Origin of the sequence: Streptomyces sp. NPDC096310 (assembly GCF_044763125.1) — a bacterium.
Taxonomy (GTDB): domain Bacteria; phylum Actinomycetota; class Actinomycetes; order Streptomycetales; family Streptomycetaceae; genus Streptomyces.
The window spans coordinates 76,895-100,553 of the sequence record NZ_JBIWFO010000024.1 but is presented as its reverse complement, the minus strand read 5'-3'; the positions used below and the strand labels follow the sequence as shown (position 1 = coordinate 100,553).

Here is a 23,659-nt window from a genome sequence, read left to right as displayed (position 1 = left end):
GTCCGATGAGTCAGGCTGCGCAGAATCTGAACTGGTTGATCACCAATTTCGTGGACAACACCCCTGGGGTGTCCCACACGGTGGTGGTCTCCGCAGACGGACTTCTGCTGGCCATGTCCGAGGGCTTCCCCCGCGACCGCGCCGATCAGCTCGCGGCCGTGGCGTCCGGTCTGACCTCGCTGACCGCGGGGGCGTCCCGGATCTTCGAAGGCGGCCCGGTCAACCAGACCGTGGTGGAGATGGAGCGCGGCTTCCTCTTCCTCATGTCCGTCTCCGACGGTTCCTCCCTGGCCGTGCTCGCCCACCCCGAGTGCGACATCGGTCTGGTGGGGTACGAGATGGCCCTCCTGGTCGACCGCGCCGGTACGGTCCTCACACCGGACCTGCGCGCCGAGCTCCAGGGAAGTCTGCTGCACTGAGGCTTCCAGGAACTCCCCAGCTTCCCACCGTCAGGCCGCCCAACCGGCCCCCCACCGGCCAAGTCAGACGGCACGCAGACATCTTGCTGTCACGCCCGGAGGATTCATGACCCCGCCACCCGCCTCTCACGATCCGTACGGCGTCTCCCTCGACGCCTCGTACGGTCCTGAGGGCGATCAGCCGCTGGTACGTCCGTACGCCATGACCGGCGGCCGGACCCGGCCGAGGTACCAGCTCGCCATCGAGGCGCTGGTCAGTACGACCGCAGACCCGGCACATCTCGCCACCCTGCTCCCTGAGCACCAGCGGATCTGCCACCTGTGCCGCGAGGTCAAATCGGTGGCGGAGGTGTCCGCGCTGCTGACCATGCCGCTCGGCGTCGCCCGCATCCTGGTGGCCGACCTGGCGGAGGCCGGCATGGTGGCGATCCACCAGCCGGGCAACGGAGAGGCCGGCGGAACGCCGGATGTGACACTGCTCGAAAGGGTGCTCAGTGGACTTCGCAAGCTCTAGCGGCGGTGCGGCCCGCTCAACCACCAGCGCGAAGATCGTGGTGGCGGGCGGCTTCGGCGTGGGCAAGACCACGTTCGTAGGCGCCGTCTCGGAGATCAACCCGCTGCGTACCGAAGCCGTCATGACCAGCGCCTCCGCCGGCATCGACGACCTCACCCACACCGGAGACAAGACCACCACCACCGTGGCCATGGACTTCGGCCGCATCACCCTCGACCAAGACCTCATCCTCTACCTCTTCGGCACCCCCGGACAGGACCGCTTCTGGTTCATGTGGGACGACCTCGTCCGCGGCGCCATCGGCGCCGTCGTCCTCGTCGACACCCGCCGCCTCGCCGACTGCTTCCCCGCCGTCGACTACTTCGAAAACTCAGGACTCCCCTTCGTCATCGCCCTCAACGGCTTCGACGGACACCAGCCCTACACCCCCGACGAAGTACGCGAAGCACTCCAGATCGGCCCCGACACCCCCATCATCACCACCGACGCCCGCCACCGCGCCGACGCCAAAAGCGGACTCATCACCCTCGTCGAACACGCCCTCATGGCACGACTGAAGTAGGTGTCCGTCTACGGAAGTTGCCGTAGGCATACTCAGAGGTGGGCCAGGTCCTTTGACACGGCCCGCCTCTGTGTTCATAACATTTCGACAGAGAATTCACGCTCTCCGGCCACCCGGCGCACTCGCCCGGTGCCCCTGCGCTCATGTCGGCCCCGCTTTTTGCCGGGGCTCGTTCTTTATGCCCGTTTTATGTGAGGCCTGGACCACTCGGAATGGCTGATTCCTGCTGTTTGGAAAGGGAGCGTTCCCCGTGCTGGAATTCGAGAACTCCCGAGTAGTACGGCCCTGAACAAAACACGGCACAACGTAGGTGCCGACGCCGAGAGGTTGTTGGTCGAGTGAGGCGAAGCACGACGAGCTCCGCGGAGCAGAAGGCGCGGGGGAACTTCACCCCGCCGCCGCGCGCAGCGGCGCCTGCCGTCACGACCGGCCCGCCCCCGGCGGCCGGCAGCTCCAGCCGGTTCTCCCCGCGCAACTGGCGGGTGACCACCCGGCTGTACGCGATTCTCCTCGTTCCCGTCCTGGTCGGCCTCGTCATGGGCGGCTTTCAGGTCAAGGGCTCCGTCGACACCTGGCAGGCGGCCAAGGACGCGGAGAAGACCGCCCTCGTCGTGCGGGCCGCATCCGAGTACGGACACGCCGTGCTCAACGAGCGTGACCTCACCGCGCAGTCCCTGCTGACCAACAAGCGGGACGCGCAGATCGTCACCGAGAGCTACGCGGCCACGGACGCGGCCAAGAAGAAGTTCGACCTGGCCGTCCGGAACATGCCCGCCAAGCAGGGCCTCGAACGCCGGCTCGGACTGTTCCGCAGTGTGGAGCCCACGCTGGAGAACATCCGCAAGACCGCGTTCACCGCCGGGGTCGAGACCCCGGACAAGAGCGGTGGCAATGGCGGCCCGGTGGCCACCGAAGAGGCGTACGTGCCGCTGGAGCACACCCTCATGGAGTTCGCCAACGAACTCGGCCTGGGCACCGGGAACATCACCAGCTACGGCCGTACGGTCTACGCCATCGGGCTGGCCAAGGGCGCCGAGTCGCTCCAGCGCTCCATCGGCACGCATCTGCTGGTCAGGCCGAGCCAGAAGGCCGACGTCAAGAGCGGCCAGACGATCGCGTTCTCCTCGTACGCCTACCTGGAGGACATCGCCATCGGCGAGTACGTCTCCGGTGGCACCCAGGCGGACGCGGTCAAGCTCCAGGAGGTCATGAAGGCGCAGACGGCCGAGGCGGCCAAGAAGCTCGCCGCCGCGCAGCAGCAGGCCGCCGCCGAGGGCAAGGAGTTCACCGCCCCGCCGGCCAAGGACGGCTCTCTCTACGACGGCATGGTGGCGGCGATCGCCACCGGTGACAGCCCGGAGAAGCTGGCCGAGCGCGGGGTCACCCCGGAGACCTGGATGGCGGCCTCCACCGCCAAGTTCGACGGGTACAACACGATCGAGACGGACCTGGTCGACAAGGCCGTCGCCGACGCGTCCGCGATCGCCGACAACGCCAGGAACGACGCGATCACCAACGGCGCGATCGTGCTGGTCGCCCTGCTGGCGGCGTTCATCCTGGCCGGGATCATGGCCCGGCAGATGAGCCGGTCGATGCTGTCGCTGCGTACCGCCGCCTTCGGGATCGCCGAGCAGCGGCTGCCGATGCTCGTCGACCAGCTCTCGCGGGCCGAGCCCGGCCGGGTCGACACCCGGGTGCAGCCCATCCCGATCGACTCGCGCGACGAGATAGGCGAGGTCGCCCGCGCGTTCGACCAGGTCCACCGCGAGGCGGTGCGGCTCGCCGCCGAGCAGGCCATGCTCCGCGGGAACGTCAACGCGATCTTCACCAATCTCTCACGTCGCAACCAGTCGCTGATCGAGGGCCAGTTGACCCTCATCTCCGACCTGGAGAACAACGAGGGCGACCCGGACCAGCTCAACAACCTCTTCAAGCTGGACCACCTCGCCACCCGGATGCGCCGCAACGGCGAGAACCTGCTCGTCCTCGCCGGCGAGGAGCCCGGCCGCCGCTGGAACCAGCCGGTGCCGCTGGTGGACGTGCTGCGTGCCGCCTCCTCCGAGGTGGAGTCGTACGAGCGCATCGAGCTGTCCGGGGTCCCGGAGACGGAGATCCACGGCCAGGCCGTCACCGACCTCGTACATCTGCTCGCCGAGTTGCTGGAGAACGCCACCACGTTCTCCTCGCCGCAGACGAAGGTCCGTGTCACCGCGACCCGACTGCCCGACGGCCGCGTGATGATCGAGATCCACGACAAGGGCATCGGTCTGACCGCCGAGGACTTCGCGGACATCAACCACAAGCTGGCCAACCCGCCGACCGTGGACGCCACGGTCTCCCAGCGCATGGGCCTGTTCGTGGTCGGCCGGCTCGCCGACCGGCACGGCGTACGGGTCCAGCTCCGCCCCTCGGGCGAGCAGGCGGGCACGACGTCCCTGGTCATGCTGCCGGACGCGATCACGCACGGCGGCGGGGGCGGCGCCCCCGGCCAGGGCGAGGACTTCACCGTCTCGCAGATCATGCCGGACCAGCCGAACCTCCCCGAGGCCGAGCAGCAGGTCTTCCAGAGCGCTCCGCTGCTGACGGCGGCGGAGCTGGGCTTCGACGACTCGCGGTACGAGCAGCAGCCGGGGGCCGATCAGCCGGCGCCGCTCGACTCCGTCAACCGCTCGCTCCAGCGCGAGGAGCGGCGTGCGGCCCTCGGGACGCCTCCCGAGGGCGCCATGGGGGACCAGCCGCTCTTCCAGGACCAGGTGGACGGCCAGTACCGCGACGGGACGGACGGCGGGTACGCCGCAGGCAAGCCGTCGTACGAGTCGGGGTACGAGCCGGGCTACGCACCGCGGCAGCCGGCGCCCGGGGCGGACTTCCCGTCCCCGGCGGCCGATTTCCCCCCGGCGGGCGCGGAGTTCACCACGGGCGCGTTCGAGGAGTACCGCGCGCCCGACACGTACCAGCGGTCGGACACGTTTCCGCCGTCCGACGCCTATCCGCCCCAGCAGGGATATACGGAGTCCGCGTACCCCGCCGCGCAGGGCGCCGAGGGCACCTACGAGAATCTGTTCAACCCCCAGCCCCACCAGGGCGAGTGGGCCGATCAGAGTGCCTATCCCGGTACGTACGAGCCCGAGCGTCCGGCCGAACCGGAATCGGGCCTGGGCGCTCCCGGGAACGCCCAGGACAACGTAGGCTTGAACCGTCCGGGTCCCTCCCCGAGCGCCAGTCACGCGTTGACGGACGCGGGTCTGCCGCGCCGTGGCGGCGGCCAGCCCCAGCAGCCGCAGTCACCCGCGTCGTGGCAGCCGGCCGGTGAGGGCGAAGGACAGCCGACCGGACAGACCTCATCGACGGCGCTGAACGGCCGGAGCACCCCTTCGGGCGACTTCCAGGACGAGCAGAGCGTTGAGCAGGACACGGGCCGCGGCGAGGGCGGACTCCCGAGCGACGGCCCCGGCGCGACCCGGGTCGACGCCCGGCAGAACGGCAGTGGACCGAGCGGTGCCGGGCACCAGGCCGACGGACAGGCGGAGAACGCCGGTTCGGACGACTGGCGCGCGAGGAACGACGAGCGCTGGCACCGCGCGGAGAAGCTGCGCGAGCCCAAGGCCGGCGGCGTCACCTCGTCCGGTCTGCCGCGCCGTGTGCCCAAGGCCAACCTGGTCGAGGGCGCCGCGGAGCAGACCACGCACAGCGGCCCCCAGGTCTCCCGCGCCCCGGAGGACATCCGGGGCAGGTTGAGCAACCTGCGGCGCGGCGTCGAGCGGGGCCGCAACGCTGGAGCGGATACGAACGGACCGGGCCGCGGCCCGGGCAGTACCTACAACCAGGAGCGTTAGTGTGAGCCCGATGAGCCAGGCGGCGCAGAATCTGAACTGGTTGATCACCAACTTTGTGGACAACACCCCTGGGGTGTCCCACACGGTGGTGGTCTCCGCCGACGGACTCCTGCTCGCCATGTCCGAAGGATTCCCGCGCGACCGCGCCGATCAGCTCGCGGCCGTCGCGTCGGGTCTGACCTCGCTGACCGCGGGGGCCTCCCGGATCTTCGAGGGCGGGGCGGTGAACCAGACCGTGGTGGAGATGGAGCGCGGTTTCCTCTTCCTCATGTCCATCTCCGACGGCTCGTCCCTGGCCGTACTCGCCCACCCCGAGGCCGATATCGGCCTGGTCGGCTACGAGATGGCCCTCCTGGTCGACCGCGCGGGTACGGTCCTCACCCCGGACCTGCGTGCGGAGCTCCAGGGAAGTCTGCTGAACTGACAGACAGTGCGCTGCTTGCCGCCGCACCATTAGGGTGCGGTGGCGCGGATTTCACAGGTCCGCCAGGATCGGGCCCGGCGCCCCGGCAGTCGGAGGAGGAAACGTGGCTACACCCCCAGGCGGGCATCCCTATGACGGAGGCCCCCGGTCTCCGGGTGAGTATGCCCAGAACCGGTTCAACTTTCCCTCCACGCCCAGCGGACAGCAGGGCGGTGGACAGGGCGAGCCGAGCCACGACCAGGGCGGCCAGGGCCACGGCGGGCAGGACGGCGGGCGCGGCGGACCGCAGCGGCAGCCGTACCAGCCCCCTCCCCCGCCGCGGCCGTACGAGTACGACCAGCCCAGGCGGCCCCGCATCCAGCCGGTGCAGCCGAGGCGCTCCCCGGAAGCTGAGCCTTCCATGGGCACACACAATCCGTTGGTGCGCCCGTACGCCATGACCGGCGGCCGGACCCGGCCGCGTTACCAGCTCGCCATCGAGGCGCTGGTCAGTACGACGGCTGATCCGTCCCAGTTGCAGGGGCAGTTGCCCGAGCACCAGCGGATCTGCCAACTGTGTTTCGAGATCAAATCGGTCGCCGAAGTCTCGGCGCTCCTCTCCATCCCCCTCGGCGTGGCCCGGATCCTCGTCGCCGACCTGGCGGAGGCGGGCCTCGTCGCCATCCATCAGCCCGGTGGCGACGAGGCCACCGGTGGCCAGCCAGACGTGACACTGCTCGAAAGGGTGCTCAGTGGACTTCGCAAGCTCTAGCGGCGGTGCGGCCCGCTCAACCACCAGCGCGAAGATCGTGGTGGCGGGCGGCTTCGGCGTGGGCAAGACCACGTTCGTAGGCGCCGTCTCGGAGATCAACCCGCTGCGTACCGAAGCCGTCATGACCAGCGCCTCCGCCGGCATCGACGACCTCACCCACACCGGAGACAAGACCACCACCACCGTGGCCATGGACTTCGGCCGCATCACCCTCGACCAAGACCTCATCCTCTACCTCTTCGGCACCCCCGGACAGGACCGCTTCTGGTTCATGTGGGACGACCTCGTCCGCGGCGCCATCGGCGCCGTCGTCCTCGTCGACACCCGCCGCCTCGCCGACTGCTTCCCCGCCGTCGACTACTTCGAAAACTCAGGACTCCCCTTCGTCATCGCCCTCAACGGCTTCGACGGACACCAGCCCTACACCCCCGACGAAGTACGCGAAGCACTCCAGATCGGCCCCGACACCCCCATCATCACCACCGACGCCCGCCACCGCGCCGACGCCAAAAGCGGACTCATCACCCTCGTCGAACACGCCCTCATGGCACGACTCCGTTAGGCGGGGACGCCCGGCGCCGCGCTGCGCCGGGCACCGTCCCGGGTCCGTACACGACGAAGTCCCCGCACTCGGTGAGAGTGCGGGGACTTCGTCGTGTACGCGCTACCGGCGGGGGTCAGCCCTGCCAGCTGTGCGGGGCGCGGAAGCCGGGGGTGCGCTCCAGCCGGCGCCAGCCGGCGGTGGAGCGGCCGCGGTGCGCCGGGGCCTCGGGCCTGGCCGCCGCGCGGGCCATCAGGATGGCCGTGATGGCGGCCAGCTCCTCGGGGTCGGCGTGGCCCTTCTCGACGCGCAGCAGGGACTCGTTCGTGGCATCACTCATGGAGTCGTGTCTCCGTTGTCTCGGCAGGGTCGGTGGGGCGTGCGGGGCTCCGCGTCACTGCGGGGGGTTGCCGTGCTTGCGGGACGGCAGGTCCGCGTGCTTGGTACGGAGCATCGCGAGCGCGGCGGCCAGGACCTCGCGGGTCTCCGCCGGGTCGATGACGTCGTCGACGAGGCCGCGCTCCGCCGCGTAGTAGGGATGCATCAGCTCGGCCTTGTACTCCTTGACCATGCGGGCGCGCATGGCCTCGGAGTCCTCGGCCTCGGCGATCTGCTTGCGGAAGATGACATTGGCGGCGCCTTCGGCGCCCATCACCGCGATCTCGTTGGTGGGCCAGGCGTAGGTCAGGTCGGCCCCGATGGACTGGGAGTCCATGACGATGTACGCGCCTCCGTACGCCTTGCGCAGGATCAGGGAGATCCGCGGCACGGTCGCGTTGCAGTAGGCGTAGAGCAGTTTGGCGCCGTGCCGGATGATTCCGCCGTGCTCCTGGTCGACGCCCGGCAGGAAGCCGGGCACGTCCAGCAACGTGACGATCGGAATGTTGAAAGCGTCGCACATCTGGACAAAGCGTGCAGCTTTCTCCGATGCCTCGATGTCCAGCACCCCGGCCAGGGACTGCGGCTGGTTGGCGACGATGCCGACGACCTGGCCGTCGACCCGGGCCAGCGCGCAGATGATGTTACGGGCCCACCGCTCGTGGATCTCCAGGAAGTCGCCGTCGTCGACCAGTTCCTCGATGACCTTGTGCATGTCGTACGGGCGGTTGCCGTCGGCGGGCACGAGGTCGAGCAGGACGTCGGAGCGGCGGTCCGCCGGGTCCTCGGAGACGACCGTGGGCGGGTTCTCGCGGTTGTTCTGCGGCAGCATCGACAGGAGGTAGCGCACCTCGGCGATGCAGGTCTCCTCGTCGTCGTACGCGAAGTGCGCGACGCCCGAGGTCTCGGCGTGCACGTCCGCGCCGCCCAGACCGTTCTGGGTGATCTCCTCGCCGGTCACGGCCTTGACCACATCGGGGCCGGTGATGAACATCTGCGAGGTCTCGCGGACCATGAAGACGAAGTCCGTGAGGGCGGGGCTGTAGGCGGCGCCGCCCGCGCACGGGCCGAGCATCACGCTGATCTGCGGGATGACACCAGAGGCGCGGGTGTTGCGCTGGAAGATGCCGCCGTATCCGGCGAGCGCGGAGACGCCCTCCTGGATGCGGGCGCCGGCGCCGTCGTTGAGCGAGACCAGGGGGGCACCGGCCGAGATGGCCATGTCCATGATCTTGTGGATCTTCGTGGCGTGCGCCTCGCCGAGGGCGCCGCCGAAGATCCGGAAGTCGTGGGCGTAGACGAAGACCGTACGGCCCTCCACCGTGCCCCAGCCGGTGATCACACCGTCGGTGTACGGCTTCTTCGCCTCCAGGCCGAAGCCGGTCGCCCGGTGCCGGCGCAACTGCTCGACCTCCTTGAACGACCCCTCGTCGAGCAGCAGCTCGATGCGCTCACGCGCGGTCAGCTTGCCCTTGGCGCGCTGGGCCTCGGTCGCGCGGTCACTGGGCCCTCGGCGGGCCGTCTCGCGCAGCGCGTGCAGTTCTGCCACCCGGCCCCGGGCGTCGGTGGGCTCGCTCGGCGTCTCGTCCACTACGGTCATGTGCCAACCCTACGAACCCGACCAAGGAATGCGCGCCGTCGACTCCACACAGTCTCCCGGCGGTATTCCTGGTGGGCATGGACAGAACCGGGCCCGTTACGGCGCCACCGCACAGGACGGTGCCCCCGTCGGTTGTAGGGATCCCCTAGACCTTCGGGGCCTGCGGGTCCTGCGGGTCCTGCGGAGGGGGGCGGTGTGGTCCCGGGCGGCGACGGTGGGGATCCGCCCTGCTCAGCGCAGCTCCATGGTGCAGCCATGGGTGGCGCCGGCCGTTCCCGGGGTGACCCTCAGCCGTACCGTACGGCCCGCGGTCAGGACCTCGACGGACGGGTCGTGGGAGGTGACGCGCCGTACCGGGCGGTGCGGCCGGTCCCAGACGATCTCCAGGGGCTCGCCCGTCCGGGGTGGCTCGCCGAGGTGCAGGGTGGCGGTACGGCCCCGTTCCACGGCCAGGACGCTCGCGGGGGCGGTCGCGGTGAGCGGCCCCGCCGTCCCCGGGCGCCAGAAGTTCGCGGCGACACAACCGAGGGAGCGGACCGCGACGGCCTGCGCGGCGTCCGTGTTGGCCAGGGTCTCCAGCCATCGCCGGTCGGCGGCGCGCGCGGCGACGTCGCGCCGGGACGCGCCGGGCATCAGCAGATATGTGTACGAGGCGGCCACCGGGTCGGTGCCGTGGTCGAGCCAGAGACTCCGGTAGTGGCGGGTACGGCGTTCGGGTGAGCTGGTGGTGTTGATGTCGCTCCACGCGCCGGTGCGCGCCTCGGCGAGGGTCTGTACCCGCGCGCCCCCGGGGAAGACCCAGCCGCCGTGGCCGGCGAGATGGGCCCAGCGGGTCCGGTCACCGCCGGGGCCGAGGGTGAAAACGCTCCCGGGCAGCTCCCCCAGATTGCGGTTGTCGACGATCGTCTCGACGGGCACCCCGTCCATGGCGCTGATCCCGGCGCCGAGGCAGACGACCGCGTCCGCGAGGCAGAACCAGGACAAGCGGGCTTCAAGCGTGGAGCCGAGCCCCTTGAGGTGCTGTCCGACGGCGGCGTACGTCCCGTCGGTCGCGCCGCCGACCCACCGTACGTCCGGTTTCGGCTCGCCCCACTCGCCGCCCGCGCGGTCCGGCAGACGCCGGGTGGAGACCGTCGTACCGGGCAGCCGGTACGGGTCGACCGTGGGCCAGAACCAGTTCGTGTACTGGTCGGCGGTCCGGTCGCCGCCCCGGTCCGCGCACCACCACAGGAGCATCCCCGCGCCGGTGTGCCAGCCGCGCGGGTTCTCGCCGTTGCCGCACTCGTAGTGCGCGATCCGGTCGGAGGCCATGGAGATGTTGGCGGCCCACCCCGGCCCGCGGTGCACGGCCCGGTCCATGGCGGCGAAGAGGGTGTGGCCGGTCGGTTCGGGGGCGGCGGGCACATCCGAGGCGGCGACGGCGGCCAGCCGGGCGAGATCGGCGACGTCGAACTGGCGGGCGGTGAGGACGGGCGACACCGTGTCCCGTTCGATCCACCCCTTGACCAGCGCCGTCCACCGCTCGCGCTCGGCGGCGCCCGCCGCGCCCGCGAGCAGCGTGATCGCGGCGATCACCCCCTGGCCGTGGAAGTGGTCGCTCCGCAGCACCTGCCGCTCGTCGCTCCGGAGGAGTCCGCGGCTGACGGCGCGCCCGTTGACGCTGTCCATCATCAGTCCGTTGTAGATCAGCGGGGCGTACGCGCGCTCCACGCTGTCGAGGACGGTCTGCCGGGCCGGGTCCGTGACGGCCCAGGGCGAGCCCGCGAGCAGGGTGAGAAGGCGGCCGAGGCCGTCCAGCATGACCTGCCCGTACGTCCCGGAATAGGCGACCCAGGTGTGCTGGACGAACGATCCGTCGGCGTAGAGCCCGTCGCCCTTCGTGACGTACGGGAAGACGGGCGAGAGCGCGTCGCGGGCGAGCGCGATCCGGTCGGGCGCCCGGCCGAGGACGCCGCGCAGGGCGACGGAGCGGCAGAGGTCGACGCGGTTGGCGCCGGTGCTGGTGCCCGTGTAGTCGGCGAGCAGCGTGTCGGGGATGAAGTGGTCGACGGCGGCGGTCCCGGCGGCGCGCTGCGTGGCGGTGAGCCGGTCGTACAGGACGGCGGTGATGTCCATGAGCAGCCGGGGGCTGCCGATCTGCCACTCCCACCAGTTGCCGTACGGGGCGGTGGCGGGGTGGTAGACGGTCGCGGCGAGATGGTCGAGTCCCTGGAGTACGGCGGTGAGGAGGCCGGTGTCCCCGGTGAGCCCGGTGCCCGGCTGGGCGTAGGCACGGACCATGGTCCAGAGCCTGCTGTAGCTCTGGGTGATGCCTGCGGGCGGGTCGTACGGGTGGTCGGGCCAGAGGGAGGCGGCGGCCGGGGCCATCGTCCGCCGGAAGCGGGCGGCCAGTTCGCCGGTCTCGGCGAGGCGGGCGGCGTACGGGGCGGCGGCGGGGTCGTATCCGCTGCCGAGCGAGTGCTCCACCCAGCGCAGCCGCAGCTCCTCGAACGGGTCGGCGGGGTCGGCTTCCCGAGCGGCCGGGCGTGCCTCGGCGGCCTGGGCGGACACGTACGGGAGGGTGCCCGCGCCGGTCGCGGCCAGGGCGGTGAGCACGGTACGACGGGTCCAGGCGGGCGGCAGCGACACGGGAGGCCTCCGGGGACGGAAGTGGTGCGGACCGGCTGCCCGTTGGTCTAGCACCGTCCGTCGCCGCTTTCAACGGTGGGAGCGTCGCGGTCGGCCACCTTCAGCCCTCGTCCGGCGTCAACCCGCCACTCATGCACGGATCGTGACGGCCCGTCATTTCTCCCCGATTGTGAGAGCGCTCTCAGCCTCAACTCTTGACTCGTTCCCCACCCGACGCGAGGCTGGGGGGCCACGCTGGGCGCCTCCTCCCACCCGCCGCGCCCTCGTGCACCCCCACGTATCAGGAGTACTTCCGTGATATCCCGCCGCCTGTTCCTCACCGGCACGGCCGCCGCCGCGACGGCGCTCACCTACCCCGTCTGGGGAAGCGCGCTCAGCCCGCAGGCCTCGGCCGCCCCGGAGACCTGCGAACTCGCCCTTCAGAACAAGTCGCTGCCCGGCGCGGTCAACGCCTATGTGACCGGCCACGACCAGGGCGGCTGGGTCCTGCTGCGCGCCGACGGCAGCGTCTACCGGCCGGAGTCCGTCGGCGCCCCGGGGACCCCGCTGCCGGTGGACTGCGCGATCCCGCTGAACCCGGCGGGCGGTGCGCCCGTCGTGCTGCGGCTGCCCCAGATGTTCGGCGCCCGTGTCTACTTCGTACGCGACGACAAGCTGGACTTCCTCCTCAACCCGGGGCCGGCCCTGGTCGAGCCGGCGTTCGCGACCGAGGCGGACCCCAACTACGGCCGTACCTGGTCGTTCTGCGAGTTCACCTTCAACCAGGACCAGCTCTTCTCCAACATCAGCTATGTCGACCTGGTGACGGCCCTGCCCATCGGCATCTCGCTGGAGGGCGACGCCACCCATACGGTCGCCCCGCTGCCCGAGGGCGCGCTGGAGCGGATCGCGGACGGCCTCACCGCCCAGGCGGCGAAGGACGGCCACCCGTGGGACAAGCTGGTCCTGCGCAACGCGGACGGGAAGGTGCTGCGGGTCATCTCGCCGCAGAACCTGCCGGGTCAGACCGGGTTCGGCGGCGTCTTCGAGGGCTACGCCGACCAGGTCTGGGAGAAGTACCGCAGCACCGATCTGACCATCGACCTCCAGGGCGGCCGGGGCGTCTTCACCGGCCGGGTCAGCGGTGACACGCTCACCTTCAACGGCGGCCACACCTTCGCCAAGCCGACCTCGATGGACATCTTCACCTGCAACAGCGGCCCGTTCGCCAACAACCCCGCCGACTCGGACGACAAGAAGGGGCTGCTCGCCCGGCTCGCGGCGGCGTTCAACCGCTCGACGCTGCTCACCCACACCCGGACGCCGAACGGTCTCACGGCGGCGGACTACTACCAGGACCCGGTGACCAACCACTTCGCGCGGATCGTGCACGACAACAACCCGGTCGGGTACGCGTTCCCGTACGACGACGTCCAGGCGGACGGCCAGCCGGACGTCTCGGGCGCGGCGCACGACGGCAACCCGCGCCGCTGGACGGTCTCGGTCGGCTCCTGACCCGGGACACCCCACCCCCCACACGGCGGTGCCCCGCCTCTCCCCGGTGACGGACGGAGAGGCGGGGCACCGCGCCGTGCGGTGGTGGTCAGCAGCCGCCGCAGTTGTAGTACGTGACGTCCCAGTGGTTGCCCTCGTCCGCGTAGACGTTGCCGGAGCCGGACTTCCACTGCGGGGCGCCGTCGCCGCGCACCCCGATGTACGTGAAGGTGTTCTTGATGTAGTTGGTGACACAGGTGGACTTGCTGAAGTCGAGCTTGTAGCCGTTCCAGTGCGAGTACGTGCCGCTCGCGTGCCCGGTCTCCGTGCCTCCGGTGATGGTGAGGGCGCAGCCCGTGGCGCTCTTCAGCGTCTGCGCTCCCTTGGCGGTGTCCAGGTTGAGCTGGTCGAACGAGGTACAGGTCGCGATGTTCCGGTTGGAGCAGCCGCCGCTGGAGACCCAGGCGATGCCGGACGAGTTGAACATCGAGGACGCGGTGGCGTGGGTGATCTTTGTGGCCGCCTGGGCGTCGGTGGCGGAGCTGAAGACCCCGAAGCCGGGGGCGAGGAAAGCGCCGAGGACCAGGGCGAGCGCGGTGAGGACGGAGCGGATTCTCATGGGGGGAATGCCTCCTGCTGAAGACCGTGACGTCGTGGGGTAGGCGGTGCGGTGGAGCAGGCGGTGCGGTGGAGCAGGCGGTGCGGGGCTGATCCTGCCCGATGTCTACGCGCGTCCGCCAGAGGAGTCGCCGCACCCGTTCGTGTGAATATCACGATGTTGTTGAACCTTGAACGAGATAGGTCTAAGGTGGCAGTCATTGAAGGTTAAACAAACCCGCACCTGGAGGAATCATGGCTCTCTTCGGCCGTAAGAACGACAGCACCGCCCCGACCGCCACCGCCGAGGCGGACCCGGCGCTGGCCGCGCTCACCGGCGCGTACACCATCGACCCCGCGCACAGCACGATCAGCTTCACCGTGCGCCACGCCATGGTGACCAATGTGCGCGGCACCTTCACGGAGCACGAGGGCACGCTCCACCTGGACGGCTCGGACCCGGCGAACTCCACGGCGTCCATCGACGTCTCGATCGCCAGCATCGACACCGGCGCGCCCGACCGCGACGGACACCTCCGCGGCGCCGACTTCTTCGACGCCGAGACGTTCCCGGCGATGACCTTCCGCTCCACCGCCGCCGAGCGGATCGACGCGGAGACGTACCGCGTCACCGGCGACCTGACGATCAAGGACGTCACCCGTCCGCTCTCCATCGACCTGGAGTTCCACGGCTCCGCCACCGACGTCTACGGCAACGAGCGCGTCGGCTTCGAGGGCAGCGCGACCATCCTGCGCTCCGACTGGGGCCTGACCTGGAACGCCTCGCTGGAGACCGGCGGCGTGCTGGTCAGCGACAAGGTGAAGCTGGGCTTCGACATCTCCGCGATCAAGCAGGGCCCCGAGGCCGCCTGAGGCCACGGACGACCGGCGCGGCGGCGACGGGCCTTCGGGTCCGTCAGAAGCCGCCTCCGCCGAAGTCGCCGCCGCCTCCGAAGTCGCCGCCTCCGCCGAAGTCCCCTCCCCCGCCGAAGCCACCGCCCCCGAAGTCGTCCGGGTTGAAGTCGGCGCCCGACTGGTCGCCGCCCTCGAAGCCGGATCCGTAGTCGCCGCCCAGGTCGGCGGCGTAGGCGGGGCTCGCCATCATCGAACCGAGCATCGTGCCCACCAGCAGGCCGGGCAGCAGTCCGCCGCCGAAGTAGCCGCCCGCCCACGGTCCGTACGCCGGGCCAGCGTCCCAGTACGGGCGCGGCCCCTGGTCGGTCTGGACCGTACGGGTCATCGGGTCATCGCCGTCGGCCAGCCGCGCCGCGTCCGCCGCGCAGACCGGCACCGTACGCCGCACCCCGGTGGGCGGGGACCACTGCGCGTCCGTGGTCGACGGGCCGTGGCGCGGGTCGAAGAAGCAGGGCGAGCGTCGCTCCGGCAGCGGGGCGCCCTCCCGGCGCGCGGCCAGCGTCGCCAGCGAGAAGCGGCCGTCCTCCAGCGTCCGGGTCACCCCGCGTACGTCGTCCGGGCGACGGGCCGCGCCCATCAGCGACTTCGCCTGTTCATAGGCGTCCAGCGAGTGTGCGTAGTCGCCGCGCATCGCGTCGTCGGCGCCCGGTTCCGAAGGGTGGAAGTCGAGCCGGTCCAGCTCCTCGCCGAACGCGGTGATGTCCTCGTCGACGACGACCCGCAGCTTGTCCAGGGCCCCCTGCTCGCGCTCCAGTTGCTTCCGGCGGTTCCTGCGGACCACGGCGTAGGCGCCCGCGCCGCCCACCACGACCACCGAGCCGAGCACGATCAGCCCCGCGGAGGAACTGCCCGCGCCGTCCCCGGAACCGCCGCCCCAGGATTCCGGCGCCCGGCCCCGGGTCTGCGGGAGCGCCTGGTCCACGAAGTCGGAGAGCTGGGTGGCGGCGTCCACGGGGGCGCCGCCCGCCTTGACCCCCGCGACCAGGTTCGAGACGGCCTGCCGGGAGAGGACGGACGGATCGGCGCCCGCGTTGAACCGGTCGCCGAGGCGGATGGCGTACAGCCCCGTCACACCCGTGTCGGTCCGTACGGTGCGCAGTACGCTCGCCGCCGGGAACTGCGCGGTGTCCGGCAGGACCGCCACGAAGAGGGGCTTGTCGGCGTCCTTGATCTTCTTGGCCAGCGCGTCGGCCTGCGCGGCCGAGAGCTGGTCCCTGGCCGCCGGGTCCACATAGACCGGGCCCTTCTTCAGGGCTTCGGCCACGGTCGCGGGGCCCGTGGTGGCGGCCTGCGCGCCGGGCGCGACCCCGAAGGCGGCGGCCGACAGGGCGAGAAGCAGTCCGGACAGGAGGAAAATCAGCCTCGACCTCATACGTCGACGCTACCCGAAGCAGGGCGATACCGGACGGGCGGCGACGGGACGGAGCGAGAAGCGCGCGGGGCTGCGGCGGGACCGGCGGACCCACGCACCGCGCCCGCCCGCTCCCGTGCCCGCTCCCCCGGCCCGCTCCCGCACCACCGGCCCGCTCCCGCACCACCGGCCCGCTCCCGCTCCGCCCGGTCGCCCCCGCTACTCCGCCGGCTCGATCCCGGCGCGGAGCAGTCCGTACGTGTACGCGTCCTCCAGCGCCTGCCAGGACGCGGCGATCACGTTCTCGCCGACGCCCACCGTCGACCACTCGCCCGTGCCGTCGCCCGTGGTGATCAGTACCCGAGTGGTGGACTCCGTACCGTGCCGGCCCTCCAGGATGCGGACCTTGTAGTCCACCAGTTCCAACTTGGCGAGCTGCGGGTAGATGCGCTCAAGGCCGGACCGCATGGCCCGGTCCAGCGCGTTGACGGGGCCGTTGCCCTCAGCGGTGGCGACGATGCGCTCGCCCTTGGCCCACAGCTTCACCGTCGCCTCGTTGGCGTGGGTGCCGTCGGGGCGGTCCTCGACGATCGCGCGCCAGGACTCCGTACGGAAGTACTGGCGCGGCCGGCCCTCGACCTCCGCGCGGAGCATCAGCTCGAAGGAGGCGTCGGCCGCCTCGTACGTGTACCCCCTCAGCTCCTGCTCCTTGACCCGGCCGACGACCCGGCCGACCAGGTCCCGGTCGCCGCCGAGGTCGATGCCCAGCTCCTTGCCCTTCAGCTCGACGGAGGCGCGGCCCGCCATGTCGGAGACGAGCATCCGCATGGTGTTGCCGACCCGCTCGGGGGCGATGTGCTGGTAGAGGTCGGGGTCGACCTTGATCGCGGAGGCGTGGAGTCCGCCCTTGTGCGCGAAGGCCGAGAGGCCGACGTACGGCTGGTGGGTGGAGGGGGCGAGGTTGACGATCTCGGCGATGGCGTGCGAGATCCGGGTCATCTCGGCGAGCGAGCCCTCGGGCAGGACGCGCTTGTCGTACTTCAGCTCCAGCGCGGCGACGACGGGGAAGAGGTTGGCGTTGCCGACGCGCTCGCCGTAGCCGTTGGCCGTGCACTGGACGTGGGTGGCGCCGGCGTCGACGGCGGCGAGAGTGTTGGCGACGGCGCAGCCGGTGTCGTCCTGGGCGTGGATGCCGAGGCGGGCGCCGGTGTCGGCGAGGACGGTGGCGACGACGGCCTGGATCTGCGCGGGCAGCATGCCGCCGTTGGTGTCGCAGAGGACGACCACGTCGGCGCCGGACTCGGTGGCGGCGCGGACGACGGACTTGGCGTACTCGGGGTTGGCGCGGTAGCCGTCGAAGAAGTGCTCGCAGTCGACGAAGACGCGGCGGCCCTGTTCGCGCAGGTAGGAGACGGTGTCGCGGATCATCGCGATGTTCTCGTCCAGCGTGGTGCGCAGGGCCAGCTCGACATGGCGGTCGTGCGACTTGGCGACCAGGGTCACCACGGGGGCGCCGGACTCGACCAGGGCTCTGACCTGTGGGTCCTCGGAGGCTTTGGCTCCGGGGCGGCGGGTGGAACCGAAGGCGACGAGCTGCGCGTGCCGGAACTCGATCTCCTGCTGGGCGCGGGCGAAGAACTCGGTGTCACGCGGGTTGGCGCCGGGCCAGCCGCCCTCGATGAAGCCCACGCCGAAGTCGTCCAGATACCGGGCGATGGCCAGCTTGTCGGCGACGGTCAGATTGATGCCCTCGCGCTGCGCACCGTCGCGCAGCGTCGTGTCGAAGACATGAAAACTGTCGTCGGCCGCCGTGGACTCTGTGGTCATGGTGTCCTGCTCCTGTCGAGTGGAAGGTCTGGCTCCACTTGCCCCCATCATCGCGTGCCGTTCGCTTTCGGCCGGGGTGGGGCCGGAAAACGAAAAAACCCCTCGCGGGTGCGAGAGGTCTGCGCGCGGGTCCGGGGCACGATGGCCGCGCCGTACGGGGTGGTACGGGGCGGTCACTGCGGACCGGCGCGCTTGCTGCCGATAATGATGGCGAACGAGAGCACGGGCCGATTTTCGCATGTCTCGCGCGTCCCGAAAGACCCGTCTCACGATACGAACGAGCACCAGCCCCGCCCGGCCGGGTTCTCCCCGGCCGGGCGGGATCGCCGTCAGCCGAGCCGGTGCATCCAGCCGTGGAGGTCGGGCGCGATGCCCCGCTGGATGTCGAGCAGCGCCTTGCGCAGCTTCATGGTGACCTCGCCGGGCTCGCCGCCGGACTGCGTCCACTCACCGCTCGCCGACTTGACGGTGCCGACCGGGGTGATCACCGCGGCCGTACCGCAGGCGAAGACCTCGGTGAGGGTGCCGTTCTCGGTGTCGCGGCGCCAGTCGTCCTTGGAGACCCGGCCCGCCTCGGAGGTGTAGCCGAGGTCGCCCGCGAGGGTGAGGAGCGAGTCCCGGGTGATCCCGGCCAGCAGGGAGCCGGTGAGCTCCGGGGTGACGATGCGGTCGCCGTACACGAAGTACAGGTTCATCCCGCCCAGTTCCTCGACCCAGCGGTGCTCGACCGCGTCGAGGTAGGCCACCTGGGCACAGCCCTTCTCGGCCGCCTCGGCCTGGGCCAGCAGGGAGGCCGCGTAGTTGCCGCCCGTCTTGGCGTCGCCGATACCGCCGGGGACGGCGCGGACGTAGTTCTCCGAGAGCCAGACGGAGACGGGCCGCACGCCACCGGGGAAGTACGCGCCCGCCGGCGAGGCGATGACCAGGAACAGGTACTCGTTGGCCGGGCGCACACCGAGGCCGACCTCGGTCGCGAACATGAACGGGCGCAGGTAGAGGGATTCCTCGCCGCCGTGCGCGGGGACCCATGCCTTGTCCTGCTGGACCAGCGCGTCGCACGCCGCGAGGAAGGTCTCGGCGGGCAGCTCCGGCATGGCGAGGCGGCGTGCCGAGCTCTGGAAGCGGGCGGCGTTGGCCTCGGGGCGGAAGGTGGCGACCGAGCCGTCGGGCAGCCGGTAGGCCTTGAGCCCTTCGAAGATCTCCTGCGCGTAGTGCAGGGTCATGTTGGCCGGGTCCAGCGAGAGCGGGCCGTACGGGACGAGCTGGGCGTCGTGCCAGCCCCTGCCCTCGGTCCACCGGATCGTCACCATGTGGTCGGTGAAGTGGCGGCCGAAGCCCGGATCGGCCAGCAGCGCCTCGCGTTCCGCGTCGGACAGCGGGTGCGAGGAGGGCTTCAGTTCGATCGTCGGCGTGTTCGTGGGCGTGGTCATGAATACTCGTCCTTCACGTTTGGGTGTGACGGACCGCGCTCACGCCGCTACTGCTGATAGGACGTCCGAGCATTCCCGCATGCCGCGGCCCACAGCGATTATCGCTCGGGCGGCGGGGCGCGGGAAATGGGGGTGAGTGCGATCCGGGAACGGATGTCGGGACCCGGTGGCCGCACGCACGACGCGGCCGCCGGGTTCCAGTGGACCCGGCGGCTGCGTAAGAAGTCGACGGGTCAGCTCGCTACGCGTACCGCGAGCGCGTCGCCGATCTCGTCGGTGGTGCGCGGGGACGCCGCGGCGTCGCGTCCGGCGAGGTCGGCCGCGACGGCCTCCTCGATCCGGACGGCCTCGGCGTCGAAGCCGAGGTGCCTCAGCAGCAGGGCGACGGAGAGGATGGTGGCTGTGGGGTCGGCCTTGCCCTGGCCCGCGATGTCCGGGGCCGATCCGTGGACCGGCTCGAACATGGACGGGAACGTACGGTCCGGGTTGATGTTCGCGGACGCGGCCAGGCCGATGCCGCCGGTCACGGCAGCGGCGAGGTCGGTGAGGATGTCGCCGAAGAGGTTGTCGGTGACGATCACGTCGAAGCGGTCCGGCTGGGTGACGAAGAAGATCGTCGCGGCGTCGACATGCAGGTAGTCGGTGGTGACCTCGGGGTACTCCTGGCCCACCCGGTCGAAGATGTTCTTCCACATGTGGCCCGCGTAGACGAGGACGTTGTTCTTGTGGACCAGCGTCAGCTTCTTGCGGGGACGGGAGTTGGCCCGCTCGTACGCGTCACGGACGACCCGCTCGACGCCGTACGCCGTATTGAGGCTGACCTCGGTGGCCACCTCGGCGGGCGTACCGGTGCGCAGGGAGCCGCCGTTGCCCGTGTACGGGCCCTCGGTGCCCTCGCGGACGACGACGAAGTCGATGTCCGGGCGGCCGGCCAGCGGCGTGTCCGTGTTGGGGAAGAGCTTCGACGGGCGCAGGTTCACGTAGTGGTCGAAGGCGAAGCGCAGCTTGAGCAGCAGCCCGCGCTCCAGGACGCCGGACGGCACGGAGGGGTCGCCGATCGCGCCGAGGAGGATGGCGTCGTGCCCCTTCAGGGCCTCCAGCTCCGCGTCGGGGAGGGTTTCCCCGGTACGGTGCCAGCGCTGTGCGCCGAGGTCGTACTCCTTGGTCTCCAGCTTCACATCCTGCGGGAGAACCGCACTCAGGACCTTGAGGCCCTGAGCCACGACCTCCTGGCCGATGCCGTCACCGGGGATCACTGCGAGATTGAGGCTGCGAGACATGACGGCACCCTACTCCCCGTCCCAGTGCCTGACACGATGCGTCCATTCTGTGGACACATTGCGAATCGGTCGTCCGTTGTACGCCTTTGCTCCACGTATCCGCCACCGGCCGGTGTCACGGTCGGTTCATGGACACTCCCCGCGTCGGCATTCCCGACTCTCTCGCCTCCCGTATGACCATGCCGGAGCAGCACGAGTACCTGCGGGCGTGGAAGCGGCGACCCTCTCGGCGCGGCCTGCTGCGCGCCGGGACCGTGGCCGCGTCCACCGTGGCGGGCGCCGGGCTGCTGGGCGCGAGCGCCGCCACCGCCGAGACCGCGACGTCCGCCGCCGGGTTCCTGCCGTCGTCGGCGGCCACCCGGGTGGACGGGGCGCTGGTGGCCCCGTTCGGCCGCCATCTGGCCTTCGGCGCGGACCCGAGGACCATGATGTCGGTGTCCTGGCAGGTGCCGCTGCCGGTGAAGGACCCGTATCTGCGGGTGGGGCTGAAGCCCTGGGACCTCAGTCAGCGGATCAGGGCCGAGGTACGGCCGCTGCACACGCCGTCGCTCTCGGCGAAGCTGCCCGCCGTGGACCAGTACTACCTGCATGTCTCGCTGGAGCGGCTGCGTCCCGGTACGACGTACTACTACGGCGTCGGCCACAGCGGCTTCGACCCGGCGGACGGGCGCAACCTCGGGACGGTCGGGAGCTTCCGCACGGCCCCGTCCCGTGCCGGGTCGTTCGTCTTCACGGCCTTCGGCGACCAGGGCGTCTCGTACGACGCGCTCGCCAACGACCAGGTGATCCTGGGCCAGAACCCGGCCTTCCACCTGCACGCGGGGGACATCTGCTACGCGGACAGCAGCGGCCAGGGGCAGGCCGCGGACACCTACGACGCGCGGGTGTGGGACCAGTTCCTCGCGCAGACGGAGTCGGTGGCCTCGCGGGTGCCGTGGATGGTGACCACCGGCAACCACGACATGGAGGCCTGGTACTCGCCGCACGGCTACGGCGGGCAGAACGCGCGCTGGAGCCTGCCGGGCGGCGGCCTCGACGCGGAGAAGTCGCCGGGCGTCTACTCGTTCACGTACGGCAACGTCGGCGTGGTGGCGCTGGACGCCAACGACGTGTCGAACGAGATCCGCGCCAACACCGGGTACACGGACGGCGCCCAGACGCGCTGGCTGGACCGGCGCCTGGGCGAGCTGCGCAGGAACAAGGACATCGACTTCGTCGTGGTGTTCTTCCACCACTGCGCCTTCTCCACGACCAACGCGCACGCCTCGGACGGCGGGGTGCGCGACGCGTGGGTGCCGCTCTTCGACAAGCACCGGGTGGACCTGGTGATCAACGGCCACAACCATGTGTACGAGCGGACGGACGCGCTGCGCGGCGGCGCCGTCGGCCGCACGGTGCCGGTCGGCGAGTCCGTCAGCTCCGTACGGGACGGCATCGTGTACGTGACGGCGGGCGGCGCGGGCAAGGCGCTGTACGACTTCCCCGTACCGGACAGTTACGAGGGCCATGTCGCCGACCTGGAGTCGGTCCCCACGTACCACTGGGCGAAGGGCGGCGCGAAGGCCGCCGAGACGGTGGAGTGGTCGCGCGTGCGCTACACCGGGTTCTCGTTCCTGGCGGTCGAGGTGGCGTCCGGGCCCCGGCCGGCGCTCAAGGTCTCGGCGCTCGCGGAGACGGGCCACCGGGTGGACCACTTCACGATCACCCGCTGACACCGCACCGGCCGCCCGGCGACCCGTTCACCCGCCCGCGGTTCCCGGCCGTTCAGTGACCGGTCGCGCCGCCGTTGTCCCTCCGGTCGAGGGCCCGCTGGAGGGCGGCGGCGGCGTTCTTGCGCTCGGCCTCGGCGGCGCGGGGGGCGCGGCGGACACGGCGGACAGTGGTCTTGGCCATGGTGATCGACTCCTTGAGATAGCTGAGCCACGCGGCAGGGCCGCGTGATGCATCTGCGAGGCGCCGGAAGGGGCGGGGGCATACGCGGCAGGGGTTGCCTGCGTGGGGGCGCGTGCCGGCGGCCGCCATTCGCTGGATGGAGCGAGACGTTCGGCTCATTCCAAACTAAGCGAGGGCGGCCGGTCTGTCTTCATGATTACTCGGACTTCCTACTATCTGAGACGGTGGTCATACGGGACCGCTTCCCCGGTGGGAGCCGTGCGGCGAGTGGTCTGCCTGCGTCCGCTTCGCGCACACCCTCGTTTCCCGCGCGCCGGTGGGGGAACCCGATGGCGCGGAGGTCGCTCATGGACGCACAGGCGCTGACGCACAGGGGACGGGGTACCGCGGAGCGGGCCGCCAACAGCAGGGCCATGGATATGGCGGCCCGCTGGGGGTTCGCCGCGCGTGGGGTGATCTATCTGCTCATCGGGGCGCTCGCGCTGCGCGTCGCGTTCGGTGACGGCGGCGGGAGCGAGGGCGGTCGGCAGGCCGACCGGGGTGGCGCGCTCGCGGAGCTCGCGGCGAAACCGATGGGCGCCGTACTGCTCTGGGCGCTGGGGGCCGGGCTCGTGGGGATGGCGCTGTGGCGGCTCTCCGAGGCGCTGTTCGGCGCGGCGGGGCCCGACGGACGCAAGGCGGGCAAGCGGTTGCTGTCTGCGGGGCGCGCCGTCTTCTACGGGTTCACCGCCTACTCCGTGCTGGCGTTCGCCGCCGGTGACCAGGGCAGCGGGAGCGGTTCGAGCGACCAGGAGTCGCGGGATGTGACGGCCAGGGCGCTGGAGCTGCCCGGCGGCCGGTGGATCGTGGGGATCGCCGGGGCGGGCATCGCGGCGGCGGGCCTGTGGATCGGCGTCCGCGCGGTGCTCCGTAAGTACCACAAGCATCTGAAGCTCGCCGGGATGTCGCGGCCGGCCAGGCGGTTCGTCGATGTGACGGGCGTCGGCGGCGGCTCCGCGCGCGGAATCCTGTTCACGGCGGCGGGCGTCTTCGTGGTGCTGGCGGCGGTGGCGTACGAGCCGGACCGGGCGAAGGGGTTCGACGACACGCTGCGCTCGTTCACCGAGACCCCGGCGGGGCCCTGGCTGCTGGCGCTGGTCGCGGTGGGGCTGATGCTGTTCGGGCTCTTCTCCTGGGCGATGGCCCGCTGGCGCACGGTCTGAGGTACGGGCGTACGGGGCGGGGCCGGCGCGGCGCCGCC

The 23,659-nt window shown here is 70.9% G+C and carries 20 protein-coding genes; 11 read left to right on the top strand and 9 right to left on the bottom strand.

Annotated features, from left to right (window positions below; all coding sequences use genetic code 11):
• Positions 1-5 precede the first annotated feature (5 nt).
• The 7 genes from ACIQ7D_RS31285 (at position 6) to ACIQ7D_RS31255 (ending at position 7,068) form a co-directional block, all read left to right on the top strand.
• The gene (locus ACIQ7D_RS31285; RefSeq protein ID WP_030351794.1) at positions 6-419 is read left to right on the top strand and encodes a roadblock/LC7 domain-containing protein; all 414 of its coding nucleotides are present in this window, start codon (positions 6-8) and stop codon (positions 417-419) included.
• 106 nt (positions 420-525) lie between these two features.
• Positions 526-933: a DUF742 domain-containing protein gene (locus ACIQ7D_RS31280; protein WP_385007857.1), complete on the top strand. Its 408-nt coding sequence runs from the start codon at positions 526-528 to the stop codon at positions 931-933.
• Entirely contained in the window at positions 914-1,495 is a 582-nt protein-coding gene (locus ACIQ7D_RS31275; protein ID WP_189282429.1) for an ATP/GTP-binding protein, read from the top strand. The genes ACIQ7D_RS31280 and ACIQ7D_RS31275 overlap by 20 nt, the downstream gene beginning before the upstream one ends.
• Positions 1,496-1,833: 338 nt before the next feature.
• A complete protein-coding gene (locus ACIQ7D_RS31270) occupies positions 1,834-5,331 on the top strand; it encodes a nitrate- and nitrite sensing domain-containing protein (RefSeq protein WP_403943383.1) in 3,498 nt (1,165 codons plus the stop codon).
• A gap of 10 nt (positions 5,332-5,341) precedes the next feature.
• Positions 5,342-5,755, top strand: coding sequence for a roadblock/LC7 domain-containing protein (locus ACIQ7D_RS31265; protein ID WP_010984131.1), 414 nt, complete (start codon positions 5,342-5,344; stop codon positions 5,753-5,755).
• A gap of 103 nt (positions 5,756-5,858) precedes the next feature.
• On the top strand, positions 5,859-6,506 hold the full coding sequence (locus ACIQ7D_RS31260) for a DUF742 domain-containing protein (protein WP_403943380.1): 648 nt from the start codon (positions 5,859-5,861) through the stop codon (positions 6,504-6,506).
• Positions 6,487-7,068: an ATP/GTP-binding protein gene (locus tag ACIQ7D_RS31255; protein WP_031229389.1), complete on the top strand. Its 582-nt coding sequence runs from the start codon at positions 6,487-6,489 to the stop codon at positions 7,066-7,068. The genes ACIQ7D_RS31260 and ACIQ7D_RS31255 overlap by 20 nt, the downstream gene beginning before the upstream one ends.
• A gap of 115 nt (positions 7,069-7,183) precedes the next feature.
• Here the strand turns inward: ACIQ7D_RS31255 and ACIQ7D_RS31250 are convergent, their stop codons facing one another.
• The 3 genes from ACIQ7D_RS31250 to ACIQ7D_RS31240 all read right to left on the bottom strand — a co-directional run bounded on the left by ACIQ7D_RS31250 (position 7,184) and on the right by ACIQ7D_RS31240 (position 11,653).
• Positions 7,184-7,387: an acyl-CoA carboxylase subunit epsilon gene (locus ACIQ7D_RS31250; protein WP_329822145.1), complete on the bottom strand. Its 204-nt coding sequence runs from the start codon at positions 7,385-7,387 to the stop codon at positions 7,184-7,186.
• A 54-nt stretch (positions 7,388-7,441) separates the two neighbouring features.
• On the bottom strand, positions 7,442-9,025 hold the full coding sequence (locus ACIQ7D_RS31245) for an acyl-CoA carboxylase subunit beta (RefSeq protein WP_384993037.1): 1,584 nt from the start codon (positions 9,023-9,025) through the stop codon (positions 7,442-7,444).
• A 231-nt stretch (positions 9,026-9,256) separates the two neighbouring features.
• Positions 9,257-11,653 (bottom strand): polysaccharide lyase 8 family protein, encoded by a 2,397-nt coding sequence (locus tag ACIQ7D_RS31240; protein ID WP_403943377.1) that lies wholly within the window; start codon positions 11,651-11,653, stop codon positions 9,257-9,259.
• Between the two features lie 294 nt (positions 11,654-11,947).
• On the opposite strand from ACIQ7D_RS31240, the gene ACIQ7D_RS31235 reads away from it, so the two are divergent.
• The gene (locus ACIQ7D_RS31235) at positions 11,948-13,147 is read left to right on the top strand and encodes a glycoside hydrolase family 64 protein (RefSeq protein ID WP_403943374.1); all 1,200 of its coding nucleotides are present in this window, start codon (positions 11,948-11,950) and stop codon (positions 13,145-13,147) included.
• Positions 13,148-13,235: 88 nt separating this feature from the next.
• Here ACIQ7D_RS31235 and ACIQ7D_RS31230 read toward each other — a convergent pair whose 3' ends face one another.
• A complete protein-coding gene (locus ACIQ7D_RS31230) occupies positions 13,236-13,745 on the bottom strand; it encodes a hypothetical protein (RefSeq protein WP_403943372.1) in 510 nt (169 codons plus the stop codon).
• A gap of 233 nt (positions 13,746-13,978) precedes the next feature.
• Here ACIQ7D_RS31230 and ACIQ7D_RS31225 point away from each other — a divergent pair, with 233 nt between their 5' ends.
• The gene (locus ACIQ7D_RS31225; RefSeq protein WP_403943369.1) at positions 13,979-14,596 is read left to right on the top strand and encodes a YceI family protein; all 618 of its coding nucleotides are present in this window, start codon (positions 13,979-13,981) and stop codon (positions 14,594-14,596) included.
• A 43-nt stretch (positions 14,597-14,639) separates the two neighbouring features.
• Here the strand turns inward: ACIQ7D_RS31225 and ACIQ7D_RS31220 are convergent, their stop codons facing one another.
• From ACIQ7D_RS31220 to ACIQ7D_RS31205, 4 genes are all read right to left on the bottom strand, one after another.
• Positions 14,640-16,010: a hypothetical protein gene (locus ACIQ7D_RS31220; RefSeq protein WP_403943367.1), complete on the bottom strand. Its 1,371-nt coding sequence runs from the start codon at positions 16,008-16,010 to the stop codon at positions 14,640-14,642.
• A gap of 198 nt (positions 16,011-16,208) precedes the next feature.
• Positions 16,209-17,816: a citramalate synthase gene (gene cimA / locus ACIQ7D_RS31215; protein ID WP_403943364.1), complete on the bottom strand. Its 1,608-nt coding sequence runs from the start codon at positions 17,814-17,816 to the stop codon at positions 16,209-16,211.
• Positions 17,817-18,145: 329 nt separating this feature from the next.
• Positions 18,146-19,246, bottom strand: a complete 1,101-nt coding sequence (locus ACIQ7D_RS31210) for a branched-chain amino acid aminotransferase (RefSeq protein ID WP_403943363.1) — start codon at positions 19,244-19,246, stop codon at positions 18,146-18,148.
• Between the two features lie 233 nt (positions 19,247-19,479).
• Entirely contained in the window at positions 19,480-20,526 is a 1,047-nt protein-coding gene (locus tag ACIQ7D_RS31205) for a 3-isopropylmalate dehydrogenase (protein ID WP_403943360.1), read from the bottom strand.
• A gap of 128 nt (positions 20,527-20,654) precedes the next feature.
• On the opposite strand from ACIQ7D_RS31205, the gene ACIQ7D_RS31200 reads away from it, so the two are divergent.
• On the top strand, positions 20,655-22,238 hold the full coding sequence (locus ACIQ7D_RS31200) for a purple acid phosphatase family protein (protein ID WP_403943358.1): 1,584 nt from the start codon (positions 20,655-20,657) through the stop codon (positions 22,236-22,238).
• A gap of 52 nt (positions 22,239-22,290) precedes the next feature.
• On the opposite strand, the gene ACIQ7D_RS31195 is transcribed toward ACIQ7D_RS31200, so the two are convergent.
• Entirely contained in the window at positions 22,291-22,419 is a 129-nt protein-coding gene (locus tag ACIQ7D_RS31195) for a hypothetical protein (protein ID WP_403943357.1), read from the bottom strand.
• A gap of 347 nt (positions 22,420-22,766) precedes the next feature.
• Between ACIQ7D_RS31195 and ACIQ7D_RS31190 the strand changes: the two genes are divergently transcribed.
• Positions 22,767-23,621 carry a DUF1206 domain-containing protein gene (locus ACIQ7D_RS31190; RefSeq protein ID WP_403943355.1) on the top strand — a complete coding sequence of 285 codons (855 nt, stop codon included), beginning with the start codon at positions 22,767-22,769 and terminating at the stop codon, positions 23,619-23,621.
• Positions 23,622-23,659: the final 38 nt, after the last annotated feature.

Coding starts and splice junctions, on each gene's coding strand:
- ACIQ7D_RS31285 (WP_030351794.1), top strand. CDS start 6: ATGAGTCAGGCTGCGCAGAATCTGAACTGGTTGATCACCAATTTCGTG.
- ACIQ7D_RS31280 (WP_385007857.1), top strand. CDS start 526: ATGACCCCGCCACCCGCCTCTCACGATCCGTACGGCGTCTCCCTCGAC.
- ACIQ7D_RS31265 (WP_010984131.1), top strand. CDS start 5,342: ATGAGCCAGGCGGCGCAGAATCTGAACTGGTTGATCACCAACTTTGTG.
- ACIQ7D_RS31250 (WP_329822145.1), bottom strand. CDS start 7,387: ATGAGTGATGCCACGAACGAGTCCCTGCTGCGCGTCGAGAAGGGCCAC.
- ACIQ7D_RS31245 (WP_384993037.1), bottom strand. CDS start 9,025: ATGACCGTAGTGGACGAGACGCCGAGCGAGCCCACCGACGCCCGGGGC.
- ACIQ7D_RS31230 (WP_403943372.1), bottom strand. CDS start 13,745: ATGAGAATCCGCTCCGTCCTCACCGCGCTCGCCCTGGTCCTCGGCGCT.
- ACIQ7D_RS31225 (WP_403943369.1), top strand. CDS start 13,979: ATGGCTCTCTTCGGCCGTAAGAACGACAGCACCGCCCCGACCGCCACC.
- ACIQ7D_RS31220 (WP_403943367.1), bottom strand. CDS start 16,010: ATGAGGTCGAGGCTGATTTTCCTCCTGTCCGGACTGCTTCTCGCCCTG.
- cimA (WP_403943364.1), bottom strand. CDS start 17,816: ATGACCACAGAGTCCACGGCGGCCGACGACAGTTTTCATGTCTTCGAC.
- ACIQ7D_RS31210 (WP_403943363.1), bottom strand. CDS start 19,246: ATGACCACGCCCACGAACACGCCGACGATCGAACTGAAGCCCTCCTCG.
- ACIQ7D_RS31205 (WP_403943360.1), bottom strand. CDS start 20,526: ATGTCTCGCAGCCTCAATCTCGCAGTGATCCCCGGTGACGGCATCGGC.
- ACIQ7D_RS31200 (WP_403943358.1), top strand. CDS start 20,655: ATGGACACTCCCCGCGTCGGCATTCCCGACTCTCTCGCCTCCCGTATG.
- ACIQ7D_RS31195 (WP_403943357.1), bottom strand. CDS start 22,419: ATGGCCAAGACCACTGTCCGCCGTGTCCGCCGCGCCCCCCGCGCCGCC.
- ACIQ7D_RS31190 (WP_403943355.1), top strand. CDS start 22,767: ATGGACGCACAGGCGCTGACGCACAGGGGACGGGGTACCGCGGAGCGG.